Genomic DNA, 21,868 nt, shown 5'->3' on the forward strand with positions numbered 1-21,868 from the left:
CCTTCGGAAGATAAGTTAAGTTGACTTAACTCTAAGGATTCGTGTGATGAAACGAGCTGGTTCGGCGGCACCGTCTGTCGTGGAACAGCAGGGACACCCTCAGCGACGCCTGGTGTGGCTGCTGGGCCCGGCCTTTGTCGCGGCCATCGCCTATGTCGACCCCGGCAACGTGGCCGCGAACCTGACTGCCGGCGCCCAACACGGCTACCTGCTGGTCTGGGTGCTGGTTGCAGCGAATGTCATGGCGGTGATGATCCAGTACCTCTCAGCGAAGTTGGGCCTGGTCACCGGCAGGTCGCTGCCGGAGATCCTCGGCACCAGGCTCTCGCGCAGCGGCCGTCTCGCCTTCTGGGGCCAGGCGGAACTCATTGCGATGGCCACCGATCTGGCCGAAGTCATTGGCGGGGCCATTGCCCTGCAGATCCTTTTCGGCCTGCCGCTGCCGGTGGGCGGGCTGATCGTCGGCATCGTGTCCATGGCCCTGCTGGCTATCCAGTCTCGACATGGTCAACGCCCCTTTGAGCTGGTGATCATGGCCTTGCTGGCGCTAATCACCATCGGATTCGTCGCAGGCCTGCTGGTCAGCCCCATGGATTGGGGAGCAGCAGCCGGCGGCCTGGTCCCGCGGTTCGAGGGGGCCGGCACCGTCCTGCTGGCTGCCGGCATGCTCGGCGCCACGGTCATGCCGCACGCCATCTATCTGCATTCCTCCCTGGCCCGTGACCGCCACGGTGAAGGACACACCGAGTCGGGAATCCGTCGGCTATTGCACGCCAATCGGTGGGACGTCGTCCTGGCCTTGGTCGTGGCCGGCTCGGTCAATATCGCGATGTTGTTGCTGGCGGCCTCGAGCCTGCGCGGAGTGGAGGGCACCGATACCATCCAGGGCGCCCATGGAGCCATCGTTGAGGCGCTGGGGCCGGTCATCGGCGTCATCTTCGGCGTCGGGCTCTTGGCCTCGGGCCTGGCCTCGACCTCGGTGGGGTGCTACGCCGGTTCGGCCATCATGTCGGGGTTGTTGCAGCGGCGGATCCCCCTGCTGGCGCGCAGGGTCAGCACGCTGATCCCGGCGCTGGTCATCCTCACCGTGGGGGTCGACCCGACCTGGGCACTGGTGCTCAGCCAGGTCTTCCTGTCCATCGGCATCCCCTTCGCCCTCATCCCCCTGGTCCGCTACACCGGCATGCGCTCGGTGATGGGCCAATTCATCAACAGCTTCGGCACCCAGCTCTTCGCCTGGGCGATTACCGCGGCGATCGTGGCCTTGAACTTCCTGCTGATCTATTTGACCGTGACGGGTGCCCAATGACTGAAGAACACGCTTCACCACCTCCGGGTCCTGGCGAGGAGGAAATCAGCCGCGTGGCTGAGGACTTCTTGAAGGTCATTTGGTCGGCCACCGAATGGGGCCAAGAGCCGGTCACCGGGAAGGCCCTGGCGGAACGTTTCGGGACCACTGCGGCCAGTGTCTCAGACACCATGCGCCGACTGGATGCCCAGGGGCTGATCATCCACGAACCCTATAAACCGGCCCGCCTGACCGCCGCCGGAGAACGCCATGCCGTGGCCATGGTCCGCAAGCACCGGCTCATCGAATCCTTTTTGGTGGGTACGTTGGGTTACTCCTGGGAGGAGGTCCACGATGAGGCGGAGAACTTAGAACATGCCGTCTCAGAAAAAATGATCGACCGGATCGACTCCCTGCTGGGACACCCCGCCCGCGACCCCCACGGCGACCCGATCCCCACCGTCGACGGAACCACGCGGCGTCCGGCGCATGCGGTCAACCTGGCAGAAGCGGAACCGGGTACCTACGAGGTCACTCGCATCTCGGACGAGAACCCCGGATTGCTGCGACTGCTCGCTCGGCACGGGCTGCGTCCGGGCGCCGTGGTTGACATCGCGGAGGCCGAAACCGCCGGTTCCATGGTCCTGACACCTCACGAGGATGGCGCCCGGGTAGTGCTGCGCTCCGAAGCCACCCGGGGACTCTGGGTGATCTCCACGACCTGACACGGCCCTCCGTCAAGAGTTTCGTGAATTCAGCATACGCTGTACTGTGGATGGATGATCTCCACCGCTACCGCCTCGCATACTGCCGCCCTTTCCCGCTTTGGGCACGCAGTATCGGACCCCACCCGCGTCGGTGTGCTCCTGGCGCTGCGTGAGGCGCCGGCCTACCCCTCCGATCTGGCCGACGCCCTCGACGTTTCCCGGCAGGTCATGTCCAACCAATTGGCCTGCCTGCGTGGTTGTGGCCTCGTCGAGGCGATCCCCCAGGGCAGACGTTCCTGGTATCGCCTCAGTGATCCCCATCTGGCAGCCGCCATGGACGAACTCCTCAGGGCTGCGCTGCGCATGGAGCCCGACTGCTGCGAAGGCCCCGGATGCACATGCTGAGAACTCCCCAGGACCGATACCAATCCCACGAAATCCTGAAGCGCCGCATCAAATTGATTGTGGCGTTGACGATCACCTACAACGTCATCGAGGCAGTGATCGCCGTGGTCGCCGGGGCAGCAGCTTCATCGGTGGCCCTGCTCGGCTTCGGTTTGGATTCCATTGTGGAGGTCCTTTCCGCCGCGGCAGTGGCCTGGCAGTTCTCCGTCCCGAATCCGGAGAAACGCGAGCGGACGGCGCTGCGGTTGATCGCCTTTTCCTTCTTCGGCCTGGCGGTTTTCATCAGCATCGATGCGGTGCTGACCCTCGCGGGTCTCCGGGAAGCCGAACACAGCACCGTGGGCATCGCCTTGGCCGCCGTCAGTCTGCTGATCATGCCGTTCCTCAGCTTGTGGGAACGCCGGACGGGTCAGGCGTTGGGTTCCGCGTCGGCCATCGCCGACTCAAAGCAGACGCTGATCTGCTCTTACCTCTCGGCCGCCGTCCTTCTGGGCCTGCTCCTGAACACCCTCTTCGGTTGGGCCTGGGCCGACCCCGTGGCAGGGCTGGTCATCGCCGTCGTCGCCCTCCGCGAAGGACTCGAGGCCTGGCGCGGCGATGCCTGCAAGCAGCCGATGTCGGCGATCAGCGGAGAGAGTGAACCGGCAGGATCGGACCCCCACTGCTGTTGATGTGCCCGATCATGGTCCGGCACGGGCCCCTCCACAGCCTGGGCGCCTAGTCCCCGCTCTTCTGGAACGCCGGGGCGCGTCGCTGATCGAAGACCGTCGCCCCCACCTCCTGTTCGGCCTGATTATTGATCGACAGATTGATCCCGGGCCGATCCCGCAGGATCATGACCGCGGCGATGGCCACAACGGTCATGAGCAGCAAATAGACCGAAATCGATGCGCCGGTGCCCGTGGCGTTGATCAGGGCCTGGGCGATGGTCGGGGCGAAGGCCCCGCCCAGGATCGCCCCGAGGGCATAGGAGATCGATACTCCGGAGAATCGCACGGAGGCCGGGAAAATCTCGGAATACCACGCTGCTTGCGGCCCGTAGGTCAGGCCGAGCCCGATCGTGAACAGGCCCAGCGCGAGATAGAGCAGGGGCAACGAGCCGGTATCGATCATCCAGAACAGCGGGAAGACCATCAGCAACTGGATGCCAAAGCCGATCAGGTAGGTGCGCTTGCGTCCGATCTTGTCGGCCAGCACTCCGGCAGCGAAGGTGAAGATGAACCACATGGCAGCGGCGAAGGTCATGGCCACCAGGACGTCCGTCCGATCCAGTCCCACGGCATCGCTGGTCGCGTAACTGGGGATGAATCCGCCGGTGGCCATGTATCCCGCGGCGTTATTGCCCGCAAAGACGAGCGCAGCAAGGATCACCAACAGCCAATGCTTGCGGAACAGTTCGGCGATCGGCACTTTGGTCTGCTGCTTCTTCTCCGCGATCTCCTGGAACACCGGGGATTCATCCACGGCTCGACGGACCATGTATCCGACGGCGATCAGCACGACGCTCAGCAGGAACGGAACACGCCAGCCCCACTGGACGAAGGCTTCGCCGGGGGAAATCCATCCGGTCATCACTGCGGTGACGCCGGTCGCCAGCAGCAGGCCCAGGGGGACGCCCAACTGGGGGAAGGCACCGGCCCGACCGCGACGGTCCGCCGGCGCGTGTTCGACGGCCATCAGCACCGCGCCTCCCCACTCCCCGCCAGCTGAGATCCCCTGCAGGATCCGTAGCAACAGCAACAAGATGGGAGCCAGGATCCCTGCGGTCTCATAGGTCGGCAACACACCGATGAGCGTCGTCGCGGCGCCCATCATGATCAGCGTGATGACCAGCATCGGGCGCCGGCCGATCCTGTCGCCGTAGTGCCCGGCAAGGAAGGCCCCCAAGGGACGGAAGAGGAAGCTGATGCCCACGGAGGCGAACGCCAGCAATAAGCCGATGGACTCCCCTGCCGGGGCGAAGAAGACATGGGCGAAGACCAGGCCTGCCGCCGTGGCGTAGATGAAGAAGTCGTACCACTCGATGGTGGTGCCGACGATCGTGGCGAAGGCGACGCGTCGCTGGGTCTTGCGTGCGTGCGCGTCCAGCCGTGCTCTGCTCATGATTCACTCCTGGACTGGTCTGGTGGTTCCCGGAACGTCTGTCTCTGGTCCCGTTCTATCCGGCGTCCTCGCCTGTCTTCGGCCGTGCATCGACGTCATTGGCGATCGTCCACAACTTCCGACTTAATATACTAAATCGTATACTATCCAGTGTGAGGGGGAACACTCGCACCGTCAACCCCCTGCATGGGGTCCTGATCAACGCCCGTCTGCTCACCGGCTGCGGGGCATCCGCGGACAAGGCCCCGGGGCCGCCCGCGTCGCAGTTTTCTCGGGCTCAACGAGTCGCACGGCCGCCGGCGGTGACATCGGACTAAACTCGCACCATGCCTTCCGTGATACCAGCCCCCGTGATGGCGGGTTTGAAAAAAACGACCACCCGACTGGCCCTGGCCTTCGTAGCCGTACAGGCCACGGTTGTTGCTGGCCTGGTGATCTTCGATGCCCTGAAGCGCCGCCAACGGAGCCAACGGGTCGGGTTCCCGCGCCCAGGAGTTTTCGATGCCCCCGTCCAGGAATCCGAGACGAAGATCTACACCTACGGTGAGGACCTCTACGCCGATATGCTGGCCGCCATCCGAGGCGCCAGGGAACACGTTTTCCTTGAGACCTTCATTTGGAAATCCGATGCGACCGGGCAACGGTTCAAGGAAGCCTTGAACGAGGCCGCCCGGCGTGGCGTCGAAGTATTCGTCATCTATGACGGCTTCGCCAACCTCGTCGTCCCCCGCTCCTTCTACCAATTTCATCCCAAGATCCGGGTCTACCGCTTCCCCGTGCTACGCCCCTCCCGGTTGTTCACCCCACTGCGAAGCACCGGCCTGGACCACCGCAAATTGCTGGTCGTGGACGGCGAAACCGCATTCGCCGGCGGCTATAACATCGGTGATCTGTACGCCACCGAATGGCGCGACACCCATCTTCGCCTCACAGGCCCCGCGGTCTGGGAACTGCGCCAGGCATTTCTGGATGTCTGGAACTCAGTATGCGGTCGGCCGGAAATCCCTCACCAGCCCGCACTGACCTGGGATCCGCACATTCGTACGGCCAACAACATGCCCTCCCATTTGGTGTACCCCATCCGGGGCGTCTACCTCGACGCCATTAACCGGGCCAGCGACCGGATCTACATGACCACCGCCTATTTCATCCCGGACCGGCAAATTCTTGATTCGCTGCTCGCCGCCAGCAGGCGGGGCGTCGACGTCCGGCTGATCCTTCCGGAGGATTCCAACCACGTCCTGGCCGACTGGCTCGCCCGAGGGTTCTTCACCGCCATGCTGCGGGAAGGGATCTCCGTGCTGCTGTACAGGAACGCGATGATCCACGCCAAGACCGCCACCATCGACGGCCAATGGTCCACGATCGGCACTGCCAACATCGACCGATTGAGCCTGACCGGAAACTACGAAACGAATCTGGAGATCCACGATCCGGCATTCGCCGAAAAAATGGAGCGGATCTTCCTGGTCGACAGCACCAATTGCCGGCAACTGACGTTATCCGGCTGGAGCAAGCAGAACCCGGCGGCCAAAGTCAGCGAAGTCATTTTGATCCCCTTGCGCCCGTTCCTCTAAGACAACCGGGGGCTCCGCCCAGCGATGGATCGCCAGTTAACTCCTACCCTCCGCACAGCCGACTCCCAGCTGTCATGGCTAAGCTCGTCAGTACCTCAAAAAGGTGCGAGTGATGAAAAGGCCCCTGGAAACCAGTTCTGGTTTCCAGGGGCCTACTCATATCACGGGCCGAGCCGGCCCGGCCACTTGCAGTCCGTCAGCCTCGGCACGAGCGCGCAGCAGGCGAGCGAACGGCCCCTCGGCCGAACGCAATTGGGCAGGTGTCCCCCGTTCGACGATGCGTCCCGAGTCCAGGACCACCAGTTGATCGGCCCGTTCCACCGTGGATAGACGGTGCGCGATCGTCACCGTGGTCCGTCCGGCAGCCAACCGATCCAGGGCGGCCTGAACCTGGGCCTCCGTGGTGTTGTCCAGCGCCGACGTCGCTTCGTCCAAGACCAGGATCCGAGGATTGCGCAGAACGGTCCGGGCAATCGCCAGTCGCTGCTGTTCCCCACCCGAGAACCGGTGTCCCCGAGCTCCGACGAAGGTGTCCAGCCCATCCGGCAGCGAGGCGACGAGCTCGTCGATCTGTGCGGCTTCGAGGGCAGCCCACAACAGGTCGTCGGTGGCTTCGGGGGCGGCCAGACGGAGGTTCTCCCGGATGGAAGCGTGGATCAGATAGGACTCCTGAGAGACGACACCGACGATCTGAGCCAGGTCGGCAGGAGCCAGCTTCCTGACATCGACTCCATCGATGGTGATGCGTCCGATCGTTGCCTCGTGCAGTCGCGGGATCAGGGCCCCGAGAGTGGATTTCCCCGAACCCGTCGCCCCGACGATCGCCGTCGCGGTCCCCGCGGGCACCACCAGATCGATATCGGCCAGGGCCCGGGCTTCGCCGTCGTACGAGAACCCCACGCCTTCGAAGCGCAGTTCCCCGCGGACGGCGCCGGGGTCGATCTGCACGGGGTGTTCGGGGGCGGTGATCTCCGGGATCAGATCGAGGTATTCGAAGATTCTGCTAAAGAGTGCCATGGCCGTGACCCACTGGACCCCCACGTTCAGCAGGCCCATGATCGGACGGAAAATAGTGGATTGCAATGCCGTGAAAGCAACGATGGTGCCAATGCTCATATCACCGGTGGCCGCGGGAAAACCGCCGGCCAGATAAATGGCCGCGGGGATCGCAGCGAAGACAATCTGCATGGTGGCCATCCGCCAGCGTCCTGCCAGTTGCGAACGTAGTTCCAGGCCGATGAGCCGGTGCGAACTGGCGGTGAAATCCGCCGCGTCGCGTTCGGTGGTGCCCAGCGTCTTGGCCAGACGCACCCCGGATACCGACAGGCCCTGTTCGACCTGGGTATAGAGGTTCGCCAACTCTGCCTGACGATCGGCGGTGATATCGCGCCGCAGCAGGGCGACCCGACGGCTCAGGAAGACCGCCGGGGGGATGACGATGAGCGAGAGGATGCTGAGCATCGGGGACAGGGCGACCATGGCAATGGCCGTGGCAACGGCGGTGGTCAGATTCGTGGCGATGGACGTTGCCGTGGTGGTCACCACCGATTGCATCCCCGCGATGTCGCTGGTGAGCCGCGACTGGATTTCTCCGCCACGGGTCCGGGTGAAGAAGGCCAGCGACTGGGCTTGGAGGTGGGTGAACATACCGGTGCGCAGGGTATGCATGACCCGTTGCCCCATATCGGTGGCCATCCAGGTCTGGACGACGCCGATCAGGGCAGTAATGGCAGCAATGACCACCATCGCCCCGGTCAGCCAGGCCAGGAGCGGGGTGTTCCCGTTGGGGATGGCGTCATCAATGATGGCGCGAATCAGAAACGGTTGGGCCAGGCCGGCCACGGAAGCCATGCTGATGAGCAGCATCAGGAGCGTGATCATCCTCCGGTGCGGAGCGAAGAGGGCGGCGACCCGACGCAGGCTCACCGGATGGCGGGCGAGCTGGCTGCGGTCGTCGGCACTGATTTTGCCGGGGCCCGGGCCGCCGGGGGTTCCCCGACTGGTTCCGGCGCGCGGGGTTGAGGGGAGTTCTGGAGTCCGTGCCGGTTTCATCGGCAGCACCTCCTGGGTTGAAGGAGTCGCACGGGATGCCCGGCAACTATGCAGAGGTTACCTCATTATGTGGAAACCACGCAAATGAGTACACTGACGGTATGACCGCTGACGCGCCCCCTGGCCTGGCCGACGATCCCGATCTGGGCGACCTTTTTCATGCCGCCTTCCGGGGGTTGCGTCGCCGGTGGACGCACGAATTGGCGCCCTTCGAACTGACCCCACACCAATGGCGGGCCCTGAATATGTTGGCTCGAGGTTGTGGACCCGGCCCACCCGAGGGGTCGGGAACCACCCCTGAGGCCAGTCTGCGGTTGAAACAACTGGCCGATTTGCTGCGGATCGCCCCGCGTTCGGCGACCGAGGTCATCGACCAGCTCGAAACCAAGGAGCTGGTGGAGCGGGCTCCTGACCCGCTGGACCGCCGGGCCGTCCTGATCCGCCTCACCCCCGACGGACAGGAACTCCGCTCCCGGATCCACCAATCGCGCCGCGAACAATCCACCAAGTATTTTGGTCGCCTGGATTCGGGTGAGCGCGATGAACTGGCGCGGCTGCTGGGCGTTCTGGCCGGGGATGAACCGGTGGCCCACCACCGTTAGGACGGTCCCAGCAGCGGCGGTCACCGCCCCCCTTGCTCCGGCTCAATGCTGGTGAGGGACCTCCCCGATCGCGTTCAGGGCGATCGTGGAGTGCGCGAAGGCACCACCGGCCCGCATCTCGGCGGCCACCCAGATGGCCTCCATGATCTGCTCGGAACTGGCCCCCTTGCGTTGGGCCAGTTTGCTGTGACCCTCGATGCAATAAGGACACTGCGTGACATGGGCGACGGCAACGGCGATCAACTGTTTGGTCTGCTCGTCCAGGGCCCCCTCGGCGAAGACCGCCTTGCTGAAGTCCTCGAAGGCCTGGGTGGCGTTTGGCGTCAACTCTTTGCGACGTTTGGCCACCGCAGGGGTGGCCTGGGGGAAGAGATCATCTGACATCGTTGGGTCCTCTCCTGAAGTGCGGCTGGCGCCGGCACCTCCGAACCCGTGAAGCACGGGGATGGTCACCAACCGGTGGCGGGCTCCACGGGTGTGCGGAGCCCACTTTCACTGTAGGCAGGTGGCACGGACAAAGTCACTGCCCTCAGGCAGGGTAGGTGACCACCCCGTCGTCGTCCACTGTTGGTTCAGCACCCCAGCGGCCCAGTTCGTGCTCAGTCGGTTTCGAGGTATTGGACAGGTGCACGACCTTCCACCCCCGGGCAGCGAGGACATTGGCGATCAGCAGCCGGTGGCAACGCCACGGCATCGGCTCCCCACACATCACCACGACACGCCGCTCCCCTGCCCACCGCAGCAGCCGGTCCACCCCGTTCTCAAACTCCTCGGTGAGCGTATGGTCCGCATAATTTTTGAAGCTGGCGTTCTGCCAACCGGCGTTGATCATCGGGTCGATGTCCTGCTGCCGGTGCCGGCGGCCCCCGAGTTCGGGCAGGTGGTGATATTCGATACCGCATTCTGCCAACCACCCGGGCATCTGCTCCTCATCAAATTGCGGGCTCCGACGCGATCCGGGCATCTTGCGCACATCGACGAGCAGCTCGATCCCCGCTGATTCCAGGGTCGCGGCCACCACCGCCGGAGGGCAGGTCCAATGACCGATGGTCCACATGGTCCCCGCCGGTTCGTTCCCCGATCGTTCCGCTGCCATATCGCCCCCGATCCGTGACGTGGATGCTCTCCTGCCTAGGATGCACCACAACGCAGATTGTTGTCGAAGGCCCTAGGCTGGGGGCCGCCCGTTCGAACCAATCGGCAGGAGACCCCCAATGCCTGGCAATAGGACCTGGAGCACCAGGGATATCGGCGATCTGACCGGAACAACGGCGGTGGTCACCGGCGCGAATAACGGCCTGGGATTCGCCACGACCCGTGAACTGCTCCTCCATGGCGCGCACGTCGTCCTGGCCTGCCGCGATCTTGACAAGGGAAGGGCAGCTGTCGATCAACTGCGACCGGAGGTCTTGGCGTCCGTCGGCGAGCTCCGCACGGAAGTCGTTCAGCTCGACCTATCGATTTTGTCCACGGTCCATTCCTTCGCCCAGGCCTTCATGGCCTCCCACCACCGGTTGGATCTGCTGGTCAATAACGCCGGCGTCATGATGACCCCCTACGGGTTGACCGCCGACGGGCACGAACGTCAATTCGGGACGAACCATCTGGGGCACTTCGCCCTGACCGGCCTGCTGCTGGGTTCCTTGGCTGCGGCACCGGGTTCCCGCGTCATTTCGCTGTCCAGCCTGGCCCACCGGGGAGGGACCATGGATTTCGAGAATCCCCTCTTCTTGGAGGGCGGCTACACGCCCGTAGCCGCCTATAACCGCTCGAAATTGGCCAACCTGCTCTTCACCTACGAGCTGGACCAACGTTTGCGGGCCGCCGGCCAGGAAACGTTCGCCGTCGCCGCCCATCCCGGAGTGGTGGGCACCGACCTGTTCGGCCACGTCTTTGACCGACCTTCTCTGCGCCCGGCGCGGGCCCTGTTCAACGCCGTCATGCCACGACCGGCCCAAGGTGCCCGACCGACACTGCGCGCGGCTTCGGACCCCGGGGTGCACGGAGGGGAGTATTTCGGCCCGGGTGGGCCCGGGGAATGGCGCGGGGCACCCCGGCCAGCGAAGCGGGCGGCAGCTGCGCAGGACCCAGAGAGCGCCCGGCGGCTCTGGGAGCTCTCCGAGGCCCTGACGCAGGTCAGCTATCTGGATGCACCGTCCCGGGAATGAGCTCCGGGACCGGTTCCCGTGGTGGGCCCCGATCAGATCAGCGGCAGTGACATGCCCAGTTCCACCGCCTCCGGACGGCCGGAAACTTCCTGCAGCTCCCCGGTTTCGAAGAACCCCTGACGTCGGTAGAAGTCGCGGGCGCTCAGATTCTCGGTGACCACCCACAGATCCAATCGTCCGGCATCGGACCGGCGCGCCCACCCGGCTGCCGCGGCCACCAGTTCCCGACCGACGTGCAGGCCACGCACCGCAGGATCCACCCACATGCCGATGAGTTCGCAGCCCCCGGTCCCCGGCCGCAGGACGGCTCCCGCCAGCCCGTCAGCCATCCGTGTGGCGGGCCCCGTCGAGAGCGGCGACCAAGCCAGGAACCAGTTGCCCTGTTCCGCGCGGTGACGCCAGCGTTCCTCTTCGAAAGCCGATTCGTGTTCCCAGCTGGAACTGAAGGCCGATGGTGCGTCCGCTAGTGCCCGGAGCCGCACGGCACGCAGCGCCTGCCAGTCCTCGGTCATGGCCCGGCGGACCTGGGTGTGCATCATTCCCATATTTTCCCACGCCGGACGGCAATCCCGCCCTGCATGACGGGCCACGACGCGGATTCGGCCCTAGGCTTCGGCCCGTCCAGCGCGCCAGTACCCCATGAAGGAGACCTGTTTGCGGTCGATTCCCACCTCACGGACCAGATAGCGTCGCATCGCTTTGATGACTCCCGCCTCGCCGGCGAGCCAGGCATAGAAGGGTTGGCCCGCTCCGGCTGTGGTCTCCCACAGGATGTCGGTATCGACGTCCACGTCCTCTAGATCATTGCCCGGGTCCACGGCACCGGCCCCCGGGAGTGCGACCGCCGAACGCACTGCCGCCTCCAGGAGCGTGCCCGGGGCTTGCATGCCACGCGGAAGCCATTGCACGGTGACACCGGAGCGGGTAAAGGAACCCTGGATATCCTCCACCGAGGGGACCTCGATGAACGCGTCTCCGGTGATCCCCGGTGGTAGTGATTCCAAGATCGAGCAGATGGCTGGAGCCGCCGTTTCGTCTCCAGCCAGCAGAATTCGTCGCGCCGTACCGGGCCGGAATTCGATGCCCCCGTAGTCGTGCCCGCAGAGGGCCCGGTTGGGGCCCAAGATGATGACCTCATCGCCGGTTCGGGCTTCGGCCGCCCACACGGAAGCGGGCCCACCGACCAGCACCCCCTTTTCGCGGTGCACGTGCAGCACGAAATCCAGGTCCATTTCCGGGGACGCCCCTGCATTGCCTGGGTGGCCTGCGGGGCGGAAGGAACGCACCGTATAGGTGCGCATGGCACCGCGTTCGGCAGGGTCCTTGGCGAGCCAGGCCCGGTACCAGCCGGTCGAGTCTTCCTCGCTGATCAGTCCGCCGGGGGCCAGATCGGCGAAAAGTGTGCGCAGATGAGCCACGGCCCCTTCACCCGCTGGTGGGACGAGGACCTTGATGCGCAGGTCCAAGGGATGCCCACCCGTGCCGAAGTGTTCGAGTTGGTGCCCAGCCAAGGTCAGGCGGCGGAAGCTGGGGCCAAGATCCTGGACGTCGACGATCTCCAGGCTGAAGGCCAGCGTCGGGCATACCTCCACGGACGGGCGACGGGGCGTCGGGAGGACGACGGATTCCTCCGGCGCCTCATTCGCCGGAAGCGCTTCGGCAGGCTGGGCTGCTGGGGGTTGCCCGGTGTGCCCGGTTTCGGGGCGGCGGAACCGGTGGCGTCCAATCGGCAACACCAAGGGAGTTCCAACCACCGGGTCAGGAATCACCCGTGCCCGGAGCCCAAAGACGTCGTGGACCAATTCGGAGGTGAGGACATCTGATGGGCGCCCGGCGGCCACGATGTTTCCTTCCAGCAGTGCAAGCAGGTGGTCCGCGTAGCGGGCTGCAAGATTGAGGTCGTGCAGGACCATGACCACTGTCGTCCCCCGCCGACGGTTCACGGCGGCGATGGCGTCGAGGACCTCGAGTTGCTGGGCGATATCGAGATGCGTTGTCGGCTCGTCCAGGAGCAGCACCTCCGATTCACGGGCCAACACGTCGGCGATCCGTTCGCGCACTGCGGCGGCTTCCTGGCCGTCGGAGTCTTCCGGCAGCAGAGCCACGATTCTGGCCAGGTCATCGACCGGGTAGTCGTGCAAATCGGTTCCGCCGATCCGCACCGTGCCGGCATCCGGTTTCTGCTTTCCGGCCAGGCCGCGCAGCAACGTGGATTTTCCGGCACCATTGCGCCCGATGATCGTGGTGATTTCACCCACCGGGATCTCCACGTTCACGCCGTTGACCACGGTGTCGGACGAATGGGATAAGGACAGGTTCTCCGTTGTCAGGGTCTGCATACGTTCCTTAGGGGGAAGGGGGTTCTCGGAATGTCTTGGCACAGGAAACGTCCGCTCGGCTGCCCTAGACTGTCGGCATGCCACAGCCGACGCCTTCTTCTCTCCAGCACATGACGTCCTGCGCCGATCTGATCACGGCGCCGAACCCCGGCCCGATGACGCTGGAGGGCACCAATTCCTACCTCCTGCACGCCGCCGGCTCCGTGGGCGGCCCCGTGGTGGTCGTGGACCCGGGGCCCGCCCATGAGGGCCACCTCCAAGCCCTGGCCGCCGCGGGGCGCGTCGAGCTGATCCTGATCACCCACCGGCACCCCGACCACACCGAGGGGATCGACCGCTTGCACGAACTGACCGGAGCCCCGGTACGCGCGGCCAGGGCCGAACATTGCCGAGACGCCCCGATCCTGAGCGACGGAGAAGTGCTGACCGTAGCGGGGGTGAACGTCCAGGTCGTAGCCACGCCCGGGCACACCTCCGATTCGCTGTGTTTCCTGCTGCTCGACGACGGACACCACGGTTCGGTGCTGACCGGCGACACCATCTTGGGGCGCGGGACGACCATCTTGGACTTCCCCGACGGAACGCTCGGTGACTATCTGGCCAGCCTCGATGTTCTGTCCGGCTTCGGTCCGGCAGTCATGCTTCCTGCCCATGGCCCCATGCACCCGCATTTGGGCACCGTGATCGAGCAGTACGCCTCCCACCGCCTTCAACGCTTGGAGCAGGTCCGTGAAGCGGTCGCCCGGCTCACCGGCGGCGATTCCTCGCGACAGCCGGGGGCCGGCGAAGTCACGGATCTGGTGTACGCCGAGATCGATCCTGCGGTTCGCGGGGCCGCCGAACATTCCGTCAAGGCCCAGCTGCACTACCTCTCCGGCGTCACCCCGGCACCCTAGGCTGCTAGCCGCCGGCATATCTGACCACTACCGGGCAGGACAGGGCCCACCCGTTGATGCGGCTTGAATCCACGCTGGTCTCCCTGACGGTTCGCGCCGGGGACACCCCGGAAAACTCTTCTGTAGTTAGGCTAGCCTTGGTGGCTGATATTACGCAAAGTTTCCCTACTCTATTGCCCGCTGGTGACGATTTCGCCTCACCCGCGCAGCCTCCTTGGACTGGCCCACGCACCCCGCTACAGTCAAGGCATGGCCAGTCCCACACAGCATACCGAGACGCACTACTCCGCCCATCCATCAGTGACTGCACTCATCACCGGAGCCACGTCGGGACTCGGCGCCGAGTTCGCCCGACAGTTGGCGGCGCAAGGGTACTCCCTGGTTCTCGTGGCCCGCGACCAGGAACGACTCGACGCCACCGCCGAGAGCCTGCGGGCACGCTATGCCGTCCAAGTGCAGACCCTGAGCGCCGACCTCGTCACCGAAGCCGGCGTCCAGCAGGTTGCCAACCGGCTGGCCGATTCCAACCAACCGGTGACCACGCTGGTGAACAACGCCGGGTACGGATTGGCCGGAAACTTTGCCGACAACGACCTCGCAGAGGAACTAGCCCACGTCGGCATCCACGTGCGCACCCCGCTCATCCTTTCCCACGCCGCCCTGCGAACCATGGCGAAGATCGGTGGAGGGCGGATCATCAATGTCGCTTCCGTCGCCGCCTTCACTCCGCGTGGCACCTACTCGGCATCCAAGGCGTTCCTGGTGAACTTCAGCCGGTGGGCCAACGTCTTCTACCACGACCGTGGGATCTCAGTGACGGCCATCTGCCCCGGCTTTGTGCACACCGAATTCCACGACCGGATGAAGGTGGACAAGAAGTCCATCCCCTCCTGGTCCTGGTTGGAACCCGAAGAGGTGGTGCGCAGCGGCCTCACGGACGCCATGGCCGGACGTTCGGTGTCCATCCCGAGCACGAAGTACAAGATCATCACATTCTTGGCACGGGTCGCCCCGGATGCCTTGGTCGCCCGTCTGGCCCAACGCGGCCGCTGAGCCAACACGCCACCACCTGCACGACGGCAAGCTGGCCGGGACACCGTGAAGAAGGTGTCCCGGCCAGCGGATTGCGGGTCCTACAGGAAATCAGTAGCCCATCGAGGAGAGGACCTTTCCTGCGTCAACCAAGCCGGCACCACAACCACCCGTGCAACCACCGGGCATGGAGCGTGTCCCCGACTTCAGCGAGGACTCCACCGATGACGGGCTCATGTTGGGGTTGTTGGCCCGCATCAGCGCCACCACACCGGCAACATGCGGGGCAGCCATCGAGGTGCCCTGGAACTCGGCGTAGGCTTCACCGCTCGGGGTCGTCCGTCCGGAGTTGATCGTGGACAGGATGCCGCCACCACGGGTGGAGGTATCGCCACCGGGGGCGGTGACGTCCACGGAGGAGCCGTAGTTGGAGTAGAAGGCCCGCGAACCGGACTTGTTGCTGGCCGCGACGGTGATCACGTTATTGCAGTTCGCCGGACGTGAGTTGGCGGCATTCTGCGATTCGTTGCCGGCGGCCACCACGACGGACGTCCCGCGGGAAACTGCCGAGTTGATGGCGTTCTGGTAGGTGTAGCCGCATGCACCGCCACCACCGAGGGACATGTTGATCACGTCGGCCGGGTTGGGGTTCGACGGGACGCCAGAGACGTTTCCGCCCGAGGCCCAGACGATGGCATCAGAAATATCCGAGAGCGAGCCACCACATTTGGCCAGTACCCGCACCGGGACGACCTTGGCCCGAGGGGCTACCCCGGCAACACCCTTGCTGTTGTCCGTCATGGCGGCGACGGTGCCGGCGACGTGGGTGCCGTGCCAGGAGGAGTTGCTGCCGTTGGCGGAACCACATTCACCGGGGTTGACCCAGTCACCCTCGTCGGCAGGGTTGGAGTCTCGGCCATTTCCGTCACGAGCTGAGGAAGCATCGGAGACGAAGTCGTAGCCGGACAAAACGTTCGCGTTCAGGTCGGAGTGGCTGGTGATGCCGGTGTCCAAGACGGCCACGACGGCCCCACTGCCGATGGAGTAGTTCCACGCGGACGGGGTGCGCATGCCGTTGGAACCGTGGAAGTCCCACTGTTGCCCGTAGTGGGTGTCGTTCGGGGTCGCCGCGATCGTCATCATCGCATCCGGTTCAATGGAGTCGATGGTCCCGGTCTTGGCCGCGTCGAGCATGAACTGCTTCGCCTCGGCGCTGGAGAGCTTCTCGTTCGTCTTCAACACGTGGCCACCCGTGGCAGTGGGGCGCAATTCCTTCACGGAGACGCCGGCTTCCTGGGCGGCGGGCCCCATGGAGTTCACGCGGGCCTGCTTGGTCGCGGAACTCGCAGAGTCCTTATAGGAGACGATGAACTGGTCGTAAGACGTCCCGGTTTCGAGGGCTCCCGTCGCGGCCTGAGCGGTGTTCGCAACGGCGGCGACCTCGACGGTGCTCGAGACGGTCGGCCCGGACGCCGGTGTCGCGGCGGTGGCCGGCAGGCCGGTCAGCCCCCCGATCAGCGAACAGGATCCTACGAACGCTGCCGTGGACAAAACCACGGCGCGGGTCAATCTGATGGGTTTCTTACCCATGTTGCACTCCTTGCTTCGTTTTTCTGTCTGTGCCCGGCGGCTCCACTGTGAGCCAGGTCCGGGTCACGCTACGGATAATAAGCAGGTGGTGACGAAATATGAAAGCCTTATTTGAAAACTAATAATTAGGTATTCAAATATAGTGTTTACAGTACACAAATATTGTGATTGTCAAAGTTTCGTCTATCCCGAAACCTGCCGCGCCATCACCGCAAAGACCGACCGGATCATTGGTTTACGCAAGTGCGTGAGAAACCCTACCGCTCAGTAATAGACGGCCAGCGGCCCGCGGGGGCCCTCAATGACTTCCACCGGGGTGTCGAAGACCTGGCTCAGCACCTCGTTGGTCATCATTCGTTCCGGCGGCCCGAAGTCAACAATGCGCCCGTCCTTCACGGCGCAGATGTGATCGGCATAGTGCCCAGCGAAGTTGATGTCGTGGATGACCACCACGATGGTCCTCCCGAGCTCCCGCGCAGCACGGTGCAGATGCTGCATCATCTGCACCGAATGCCTCATGTCCAGATTGTTCAGCGGTTCGTCGAGCAGGACGTATTCGGTGTCCTGGGCCAAGACCATTGCCACATAGGCTCGCTGCCGCTGGCCCCCGGAGAGCTGGTCGAGGTATCGGCCCTCCAGCTCGTGCAGATTCAGGAAGTCGATGGCTTCGGAGACGACCTGCTCATCGGCAACCGTCAGCCGTCCACGCGAATGCGGGAACCTGCCGAAGCCCACCAGTTGGCGCACGGTGAGCCGGGTCGTGAAGTGGTTTTCCTGGCGCAGAATCGACACAATCTTGGCCAGATCCTTCGACGCCGTACTGGAAACGTCATAGCCGGCGATCTCGATGGCCCCGGAGTCCAGGCCGAGTAGACGTCCGATCATCGTCAGCAGCGTCGATTTGCCGGCACCGTTGGGACCGACCAGCGCGGTGATGCCCCCCGCTGGGATCTCGAAGCTGACCGGCCCGATCTCAGTGCCATTGCCGTAGCTTTTGCCGACGTCGTTCAGGGTGATCACAGGCGGCCCTTTCGCAGGATGAAGTACAGGAAGAGCGAGCCGCCGATGACTTCGATGATGATCGAGACGACGCCCTCGGCGTAGAAGAGGTTCTTCATGATGAAGTAGGCCCCCGATAAGGTCACGAACCCGATGAGTACGGCCACGGGGAAGACGAGCCGATGGTCATAGGTGTCGGCGATTTGGTAGGCGAGGGTGGCCACGAGAAAACCAAGGAACGTCATCGGCCCCACCAGGGCGGTGGAGGTGGCCATCAGCAGGGAGACCAGAAGCAGGGTCCGCATGACCATCCGTCGGTGGTCCAGGCCGAGGTTGATCGTGGCGTCCCGCCCCAGCGCAACGACATCGAGGTTCCGCGAGTTCGCCCACAGCAGGGTTCCGGCGACCAGGCATAAGGGGATCGCCACCGGCAGGTAGCCCGCATCGGCGTTGGAGATCGAACCGAACAGGCGGGCAGTAAGGACGTCGAATTCACTGGGTGAGAGCAATCGCTGCATGAACGTGGACACCGAGGCCAGTCCCCCACCAATGATGATGCCGATCAACAGCATGACCTGGATGTTCGCGTATTTTCCCGAGAGCAACCAGCCATAGAGTGCCAACGAGAGTCCCACCATGATGGCCACCTGCACCACGAATTGCGGCAGGCCCTGCACCGCGGTCACCCCGGCAGCCCCGAGGAAGAACACGGCAGCAGTCTGGACCGCCACATACAGCGATTCGAAGCCCATGATCGACGGGGTAATGATGCGGTTGTTCGTCACGGTTTGGAAGCTGACGGTCGCCATGGCCTGGCAGAAGGCGACGACGAGCATGACCACGACGCTCGTTCCGCGCAGCCCGGCGATCCGCCAATAGCCGGCCGATCCGGCGGGCATGGGGTTGTCCCAGATCAGCAGCCCGCCACCGAAACCCAGGGCGAGGAGGGTCAATACGGTGACCACGATCAGGTACCGCCGTCGCGCCCGCCTGGTGGGAAAGGCCGAGGAGCTCCGTGGGGCGGAATCCGGGTTCTGGTGCCGGAGGGAGGAACCCACCCGTGAAGGGGAAGCGGTATCAGCCATGTCGACGCTGCCTCAACAGGAGGCCGATGAAGACCACTGCACCCACGATCCCCAGGATCAAGGACACGGGAACTTCGAAGGGCATGATGATCGTGCGTCCGATCAGATCGCAGACGGTGACGATGCCGATGCCCAGCAGGCAGACCCACGGCAGGTTCCCGCGCAGGTCGTCGCCGCGGAACATGGAAACAATATTGGGCACGATGAGCCCCAGGAACGGCAGGTTGCCGACCACGACCGTCACGATGCCGGTGGCCACGGCGATCAACCCGGTGCCCAGCAGCATGATCTGGTTGTAGTTCAGCCCCACATTCGTGGCGACCTCCTCGCCGAGTCCGGCCACCGTGAAGCGGTCGGCCACCCAGAAGACGGCCACCCCGACCAGGGCCACGATCCACAGCACTTCGTATTGCCCCCGCAGCACCGAGGTGAAACTACCCGCGAACCAGATGCCCAGGCTCTGGAGCATATCGGTCTGCAACGCGATGAAGGTCGAAACGGCCCCGACGACTGCGCCGAGCATGATGCCCACAATCGGGACGGTCAACGAAGCCTTCAGTGAAACCCTGCGCAGAAAGAGGAAGAACACCATCGTGCCGATGAACGCGGCAACGACGGCCCCGATCATCTTGGCCATGATGCCTGCCCCGGGGGCGCAGATCATCACGGCCAGCAGGCCCAGCCCCGCCCATTCGGTGGTCCCGGTCGTCGTGGGCTCGACGAACCTATTCTGCGTCAGGAGCTGCATCACCAACCCCGACATCGCCATCGCCGCCCCGGAAAGCACCAGAGCGATCGTCCGCGGGATCCGCGTGATGGCGAACATCTCCCCACCGTCCTGTGCACCGAAGATGTCATAGACACCGGTGAGCAGCGAGAATCCGAGCAGGGCAGCGACGACGAGGACGCCGACCAGAAGGGAAGGCTCGAAGAGCCGGCCCTTCTGGGCAACGTCACGTCCGGTGGTGCTGGTGATCATGAGTGGTCCTCGCCGTTAGCCCTCGAGGGCGTCGGCGAAGCTGTTGAGGAACTCGGTATAGGTCTGGATGCCCTCGTTGGTGTAGGTGTCGGCCGGCATGTAGATGACCTTGCCTTCCTTCACTGCCGTGACATTCTTCAGGGCAGCGGAGGAATCCAGCAGCTCGTTGGCCGGCTGATAGCCGGCTTCATCGGCTGCGACGGCCGCATCGCGGTCCATGGCCAGGATCCAATCCGGATTGGAATCGGCAATCGCTTCCACGGAGATGTCGTCTCCCTGGTGGTCATCACTGGAGTCTTCGACTTCCAGTGCCGGCGTCAGGTCCAGCATGTCGAAGACCGGCCCGAGGGTGCGCCCATTGGAGGGTGCCGAGTAGCCGATGTCCCCGCCCGAGGTAATGACCGCCATGACCTTCTCACTGCCGTCGTAGGCGGCTTTCGCCCGCTCGATGGCGGCGTCGAAGTCCTCGTTGATCTTTTGTGCTTCGTCCTGCTTGCCGAAGACCTCGCCGAGCACCTCGGTCTGGCGTTTGAGCTCTGCGTCCAAGGGTTCGCCCTCGCGGGGGTCGAGTTCGAGGATCGTGGCATCGGGGACGAGCGAGGCGAAGTCCTCGTGGTACTGGGCGAAGCGCTGGCCATTGACGATCAGATCGGGTTCCGCGGCCACGACGGCTTCAAGATCCGGTTCGCGGTGGTTCCCCAGATCCACGATGGAGTCATCATTCGTGTAGTCGATGGTGTCCGGCATCAGGGCCACGGCACCGGCGGAGAGTTCCACGCCCCAGTCCGAGAGGGTCTCGAACGTGCGGTTGTCGGTGGCGACCACCGAGGCCGGGGGGTTGGGTACCGCTTGCGTTCCGTTGTTGTCTTCGATGCTCACCGTCGCTCCATCGGAAGCATCGGCCGAAGCCTCGGAGGCTCCTCCGCAGGCGGTCAGAGCGAGGGCAGAAGCGCCCAGGAGCGCCCCCAGGCGCAGTTTCAGGGAGGACATATTTTCCTTCGAATGAGGCCGAGCATGCGGGCCACCGGATGGGACTTCGGTCCAACTTAGCCCACCCTGAGTAGATAACGCACATTTAGGTTGATGTTATTCTTGTCACTTTTCCCGGGTTGTTGAATTCCCGAATTCCGGGTAGTACGCGGGCCCGCTCACCAGGCGTGCACCATCAGACGCGCCCCATCGGTGCCGACGCGGGGTGAATCCGGGGCGGCGGGCGCGGAACGCCAAAAACCCTGCTCGTGACCAGGTCGACGCCGGGCGCCATCCACCCCCTTTCCCGTGACCAAAACGCCGCCACCTTGAGGCCGTTCGGTGCTGGAATCCGAGTATTTCGATCTCGGGATCACATTTATGCACCAACGTGATTAACCCTCTTCCGCGGGGCCGTTTCGAGGAGCACCATGGAGCATCATCCACCGCAGGATCATTGGAAGGAAAACCATCATGAAGGCCATCAAAGTCGGTCTAGCCGGCGCACTGTTGGTCGCGGGCCTGGGGCTGGCCCCCGCACTACCCGCCGCCTCGGCCACCGCTGCTTCCCCCTATTGCGGCATCACCTGGGGTTCTCTCGCCGACTCCCACGGAACTTCTTCTTCGGCCCGGGTAACCGGGGTGCGCACCGGACAGCACGCCTGCTACGACCGGCTCGTCATCGACCTGAAGGGCAAGATCAAGGGATACGACGTGAAGTACGTGAAAGCCGTCTACACCGAAGGCCAGGGCAAGCACGTGCCACTGATCGGTGCCGCCGACCTGCAGATCCTCCTTCCCTCTCCAGCCAGCACCTCCTACGCCCCCGCCCATCGCAGCAAGGTGGCCAACGTTTCCGACTACCGCACCTTCGATCAGGTGGCCTATCTGGGTAGCTTCGAAGGCCAGACGTCCTTCGGCCTCGGTGTTCGCGCCCGACTGCCCTTCCGCGCCTTCATCCTGGACGGTCCGGGGACCGGATCTCGTCTCGTCATCGACGTCGCCCACCGGTGGTGATGCCCTCGACTCGTTGAACATCACGTCATGAAGCCGGCGGGGAAGCCCCCTCGCCGGCTT

General features: G+C 64.3%; 21 protein-coding genes. 10 read left to right on the top strand and 11 right to left on the bottom strand.

Features of this window, described 5'->3' with window-relative positions; all coding sequences use genetic code 11:
- The first annotated feature begins 46 nt into the window (after positions 1-46).
- The 4 genes from CIK75_RS12880 to CIK75_RS12895 are packed head-to-tail and all read left to right on the top strand — an operon-like array spanning position 47 to position 3,071.
- A complete protein-coding gene (locus tag CIK75_RS12880; protein WP_086995159.1) occupies positions 47-1,309 on the top strand; it encodes an Nramp family divalent metal transporter in 1,263 nt (420 codons plus the stop codon).
- Positions 1,310-1,362: 53 nt separating this feature from the next.
- Complete coding sequence (locus tag CIK75_RS12885; RefSeq protein WP_241895449.1) at positions 1,363-2,013, top strand: metal-dependent transcriptional regulator; 651 nt, start codon at positions 1,363-1,365, stop codon at positions 2,011-2,013.
- 54 nt (positions 2,014-2,067) lie between these two features.
- Positions 2,068-2,400 (top strand): metalloregulator ArsR/SmtB family transcription factor, encoded by a 333-nt coding sequence (locus CIK75_RS12890; protein ID WP_198962448.1) that lies wholly within the window; start codon positions 2,068-2,070, stop codon positions 2,398-2,400.
- On the top strand, positions 2,394-3,071 hold the full coding sequence (locus tag CIK75_RS12895) for a cation transporter (protein ID WP_086995165.1): 678 nt from the start codon (positions 2,394-2,396) through the stop codon (positions 3,069-3,071). Before CIK75_RS12890 ends, CIK75_RS12895 begins: the two co-directional genes overlap by 7 nt.
- 46 nt (positions 3,072-3,117) lie before the next feature.
- Here the strand turns inward: CIK75_RS12895 and CIK75_RS12900 are convergent, their stop codons facing one another.
- Positions 3,118-4,503, bottom strand: coding sequence for an MFS transporter (locus CIK75_RS12900; protein WP_086995168.1), 1,386 nt, complete (start codon positions 4,501-4,503; stop codon positions 3,118-3,120).
- Between the two features lie 326 nt (positions 4,504-4,829).
- Here CIK75_RS12900 and CIK75_RS12905 point away from each other — a divergent pair, with 326 nt between their 5' ends.
- Positions 4,830-6,080, top strand: coding sequence for a phospholipase D-like domain-containing protein (locus tag CIK75_RS12905; RefSeq protein ID WP_241895450.1), 1,251 nt, complete (start codon positions 4,830-4,832; stop codon positions 6,078-6,080).
- A 156-nt stretch (positions 6,081-6,236) separates the two neighbouring features.
- On the opposite strand, the gene CIK75_RS12910 is transcribed toward CIK75_RS12905, so the two are convergent.
- Positions 6,237-8,132 (bottom strand): ABC transporter ATP-binding protein, encoded by a 1,896-nt coding sequence (locus CIK75_RS12910; RefSeq protein WP_086995173.1) that lies wholly within the window; start codon positions 8,130-8,132, stop codon positions 6,237-6,239.
- Positions 8,133-8,233: 101 nt separating this feature from the next.
- On the opposite strand from CIK75_RS12910, the gene CIK75_RS12915 reads away from it, so the two are divergent.
- Entirely contained in the window at positions 8,234-8,734 is a 501-nt protein-coding gene (locus CIK75_RS12915; protein WP_086995176.1) for a MarR family transcriptional regulator, read from the top strand.
- Positions 8,735-8,776: 42 nt separating this feature from the next.
- Here CIK75_RS12915 and CIK75_RS12920 read toward each other — a convergent pair whose 3' ends face one another.
- Entirely contained in the window at positions 8,777-9,118 is a 342-nt protein-coding gene (locus CIK75_RS12920) for a carboxymuconolactone decarboxylase family protein (RefSeq protein ID WP_086995179.1), read from the bottom strand.
- Between the two features lie 145 nt (positions 9,119-9,263).
- A complete protein-coding gene (locus CIK75_RS12925) occupies positions 9,264-9,830 on the bottom strand; it encodes a DUF488 domain-containing protein (protein WP_086995182.1) in 567 nt (188 codons plus the stop codon).
- A 118-nt stretch (positions 9,831-9,948) separates the two neighbouring features.
- Here CIK75_RS12925 and CIK75_RS12930 point away from each other — a divergent pair, with 118 nt between their 5' ends.
- Entirely contained in the window at positions 9,949-10,902 is a 954-nt protein-coding gene (locus tag CIK75_RS12930; RefSeq protein ID WP_086995184.1) for an oxidoreductase, read from the top strand.
- A gap of 32 nt (positions 10,903-10,934) precedes the next feature.
- Here CIK75_RS12930 and CIK75_RS12935 read toward each other — a convergent pair whose 3' ends face one another.
- Together CIK75_RS12935 and CIK75_RS12940 are read right to left on the bottom strand one after the other, a co-directional pair.
- Positions 10,935-11,441 carry a GNAT family N-acetyltransferase gene (locus CIK75_RS12935; protein ID WP_158225973.1) on the bottom strand — a complete coding sequence of 169 codons (507 nt, stop codon included), beginning with the start codon at positions 11,439-11,441 and terminating at the stop codon, positions 10,935-10,937.
- A gap of 66 nt (positions 11,442-11,507) precedes the next feature.
- Positions 11,508-13,241 carry an SIP domain-containing protein gene (locus CIK75_RS12940; RefSeq protein ID WP_086995190.1) on the bottom strand — a complete coding sequence of 578 codons (1,734 nt, stop codon included), beginning with the start codon at positions 13,239-13,241 and terminating at the stop codon, positions 11,508-11,510.
- 77 nt (positions 13,242-13,318) lie between these two features.
- On the opposite strand from CIK75_RS12940, the gene CIK75_RS12945 reads away from it, so the two are divergent.
- Positions 13,319-14,137: an MBL fold metallo-hydrolase gene (locus CIK75_RS12945; protein WP_086995193.1), complete on the top strand. Its 819-nt coding sequence runs from the start codon at positions 13,319-13,321 to the stop codon at positions 14,135-14,137.
- 249 nt (positions 14,138-14,386) lie between these two features.
- On the top strand, positions 14,387-15,190 hold the full coding sequence (locus CIK75_RS12950) for an SDR family oxidoreductase (RefSeq protein WP_086995196.1): 804 nt from the start codon (positions 14,387-14,389) through the stop codon (positions 15,188-15,190).
- A 90-nt stretch (positions 15,191-15,280) separates the two neighbouring features.
- On the opposite strand, the gene CIK75_RS12955 is transcribed toward CIK75_RS12950, so the two are convergent.
- From CIK75_RS12955 to CIK75_RS12975, 5 genes are all read right to left on the bottom strand, one after another.
- The gene (locus CIK75_RS12955) at positions 15,281-16,759 is read right to left on the bottom strand and encodes a S8 family peptidase (RefSeq protein ID WP_086995199.1); all 1,479 of its coding nucleotides are present in this window, start codon (positions 16,757-16,759) and stop codon (positions 15,281-15,283) included.
- Between the two features lie 264 nt (positions 16,760-17,023).
- Positions 17,024-17,779: an ATP-binding cassette domain-containing protein gene (locus tag CIK75_RS12960; protein ID WP_086995202.1), complete on the bottom strand. Its 756-nt coding sequence runs from the start codon at positions 17,777-17,779 to the stop codon at positions 17,024-17,026.
- On the bottom strand, positions 17,776-18,843 hold the full coding sequence (locus CIK75_RS12965; RefSeq protein WP_086995205.1) for an iron chelate uptake ABC transporter family permease subunit: 1,068 nt from the start codon (positions 18,841-18,843) through the stop codon (positions 17,776-17,778). The genes CIK75_RS12960 and CIK75_RS12965 overlap by 4 nt, the downstream gene beginning before the upstream one ends.
- Positions 18,836-19,822: an iron chelate uptake ABC transporter family permease subunit gene (locus tag CIK75_RS12970; RefSeq protein ID WP_086995207.1), complete on the bottom strand. Its 987-nt coding sequence runs from the start codon at positions 19,820-19,822 to the stop codon at positions 18,836-18,838. Before CIK75_RS12970 ends, CIK75_RS12965 begins: the two co-directional genes overlap by 8 nt.
- Before the next feature lie 15 nt (positions 19,823-19,837).
- Positions 19,838-20,812, bottom strand: a complete 975-nt coding sequence (locus tag CIK75_RS12975; protein ID WP_086995210.1) for an ABC transporter substrate-binding protein — start codon at positions 20,810-20,812, stop codon at positions 19,838-19,840.
- A 453-nt stretch (positions 20,813-21,265) separates the two neighbouring features.
- Between CIK75_RS12975 and CIK75_RS12980 the strand changes: the two genes are divergently transcribed.
- Positions 21,266-21,808, top strand: coding sequence for a hypothetical protein (locus tag CIK75_RS12980; protein ID WP_086995213.1), 543 nt, complete (start codon positions 21,266-21,268; stop codon positions 21,806-21,808).
- The last annotated feature ends 60 nt before the right edge of the window (positions 21,809-21,868 follow it).

Source organism: Glutamicibacter sp. BW78, from assembly GCF_002332245.1.
In the GTDB taxonomy this organism is placed as follows: domain Bacteria; phylum Actinomycetota; class Actinomycetes; order Actinomycetales; family Micrococcaceae; genus Arthrobacter_H; species Arthrobacter_H rhombi_A.

What these genes read in the sequence shown, in the direction of transcription:
- CIK75_RS12955 (WP_086995199.1), bottom strand. Translation starts at nt 16,759, where the DNA reads ATGGGTAAGAAACCCATCAGATTGACCCGCGCCGTGGTTTTGTCCACG.
- CIK75_RS12945 (WP_086995193.1), top strand. Translation starts at nt 13,319, where the DNA reads ATGCCACAGCCGACGCCTTCTTCTCTCCAGCACATGACGTCCTGCGCC.
- CIK75_RS12925 (WP_086995182.1), bottom strand. Translation starts at nt 9,830, where the DNA reads ATGGCAGCGGAACGATCGGGGAACGAACCGGCGGGGACCATGTGGACC.
- CIK75_RS12975 (WP_086995210.1), bottom strand. Translation starts at nt 20,812, where the DNA reads ATGTCCTCCCTGAAACTGCGCCTGGGGGCGCTCCTGGGCGCTTCTGCC.
- CIK75_RS12970 (WP_086995207.1), bottom strand. Translation starts at nt 19,822, where the DNA reads ATGATCACCAGCACCACCGGACGTGACGTTGCCCAGAAGGGCCGGCTC.
- CIK75_RS12900 (WP_086995168.1), bottom strand. Translation starts at nt 4,503, where the DNA reads ATGAGCAGAGCACGGCTGGACGCGCACGCACGCAAGACCCAGCGACGC.
- CIK75_RS12920 (WP_086995179.1), bottom strand. Translation starts at nt 9,118, where the DNA reads ATGTCAGATGATCTCTTCCCCCAGGCCACCCCTGCGGTGGCCAAACGT.
- CIK75_RS12980 (WP_086995213.1), top strand. Translation starts at nt 21,266, where the DNA reads ATGAAGGCCATCAAAGTCGGTCTAGCCGGCGCACTGTTGGTCGCGGGC.
- CIK75_RS12930 (WP_086995184.1), top strand. Translation starts at nt 9,949, where the DNA reads ATGCCTGGCAATAGGACCTGGAGCACCAGGGATATCGGCGATCTGACC.
- CIK75_RS12935 (WP_158225973.1), bottom strand. Translation starts at nt 11,441, where the DNA reads ATGATGCACACCCAGGTCCGCCGGGCCATGACCGAGGACTGGCAGGCG.
- CIK75_RS12910 (WP_086995173.1), bottom strand. Translation starts at nt 8,132, where the DNA reads ATGAAACCGGCACGGACTCCAGAACTCCCCTCAACCCCGCGCGCCGGA.
- CIK75_RS12890 (WP_198962448.1), top strand. Translation starts at nt 2,068, where the DNA reads ATGATCTCCACCGCTACCGCCTCGCATACTGCCGCCCTTTCCCGCTTT.
- CIK75_RS12940 (WP_086995190.1), bottom strand. Translation starts at nt 13,241, where the DNA reads ATGCAGACCCTGACAACGGAGAACCTGTCCTTATCCCATTCGTCCGAC.
- CIK75_RS12905 (WP_241895450.1), top strand. Translation starts at nt 4,830, where the DNA reads ATGCCTTCCGTGATACCAGCCCCCGTGATGGCGGGTTTGAAAAAAACG.
- CIK75_RS12880 (WP_086995159.1), top strand. Translation starts at nt 47, where the DNA reads ATGAAACGAGCTGGTTCGGCGGCACCGTCTGTCGTGGAACAGCAGGGA.
- CIK75_RS12895 (WP_086995165.1), top strand. Translation starts at nt 2,394, where the DNA reads ATGCTGAGAACTCCCCAGGACCGATACCAATCCCACGAAATCCTGAAG.
- CIK75_RS12915 (WP_086995176.1), top strand. Translation starts at nt 8,234, where the DNA reads ATGACCGCTGACGCGCCCCCTGGCCTGGCCGACGATCCCGATCTGGGC.
- CIK75_RS12950 (WP_086995196.1), top strand. Translation starts at nt 14,387, where the DNA reads ATGGCCAGTCCCACACAGCATACCGAGACGCACTACTCCGCCCATCCA.
- CIK75_RS12965 (WP_086995205.1), bottom strand. Translation starts at nt 18,843, where the DNA reads ATGGCTGATACCGCTTCCCCTTCACGGGTGGGTTCCTCCCTCCGGCAC.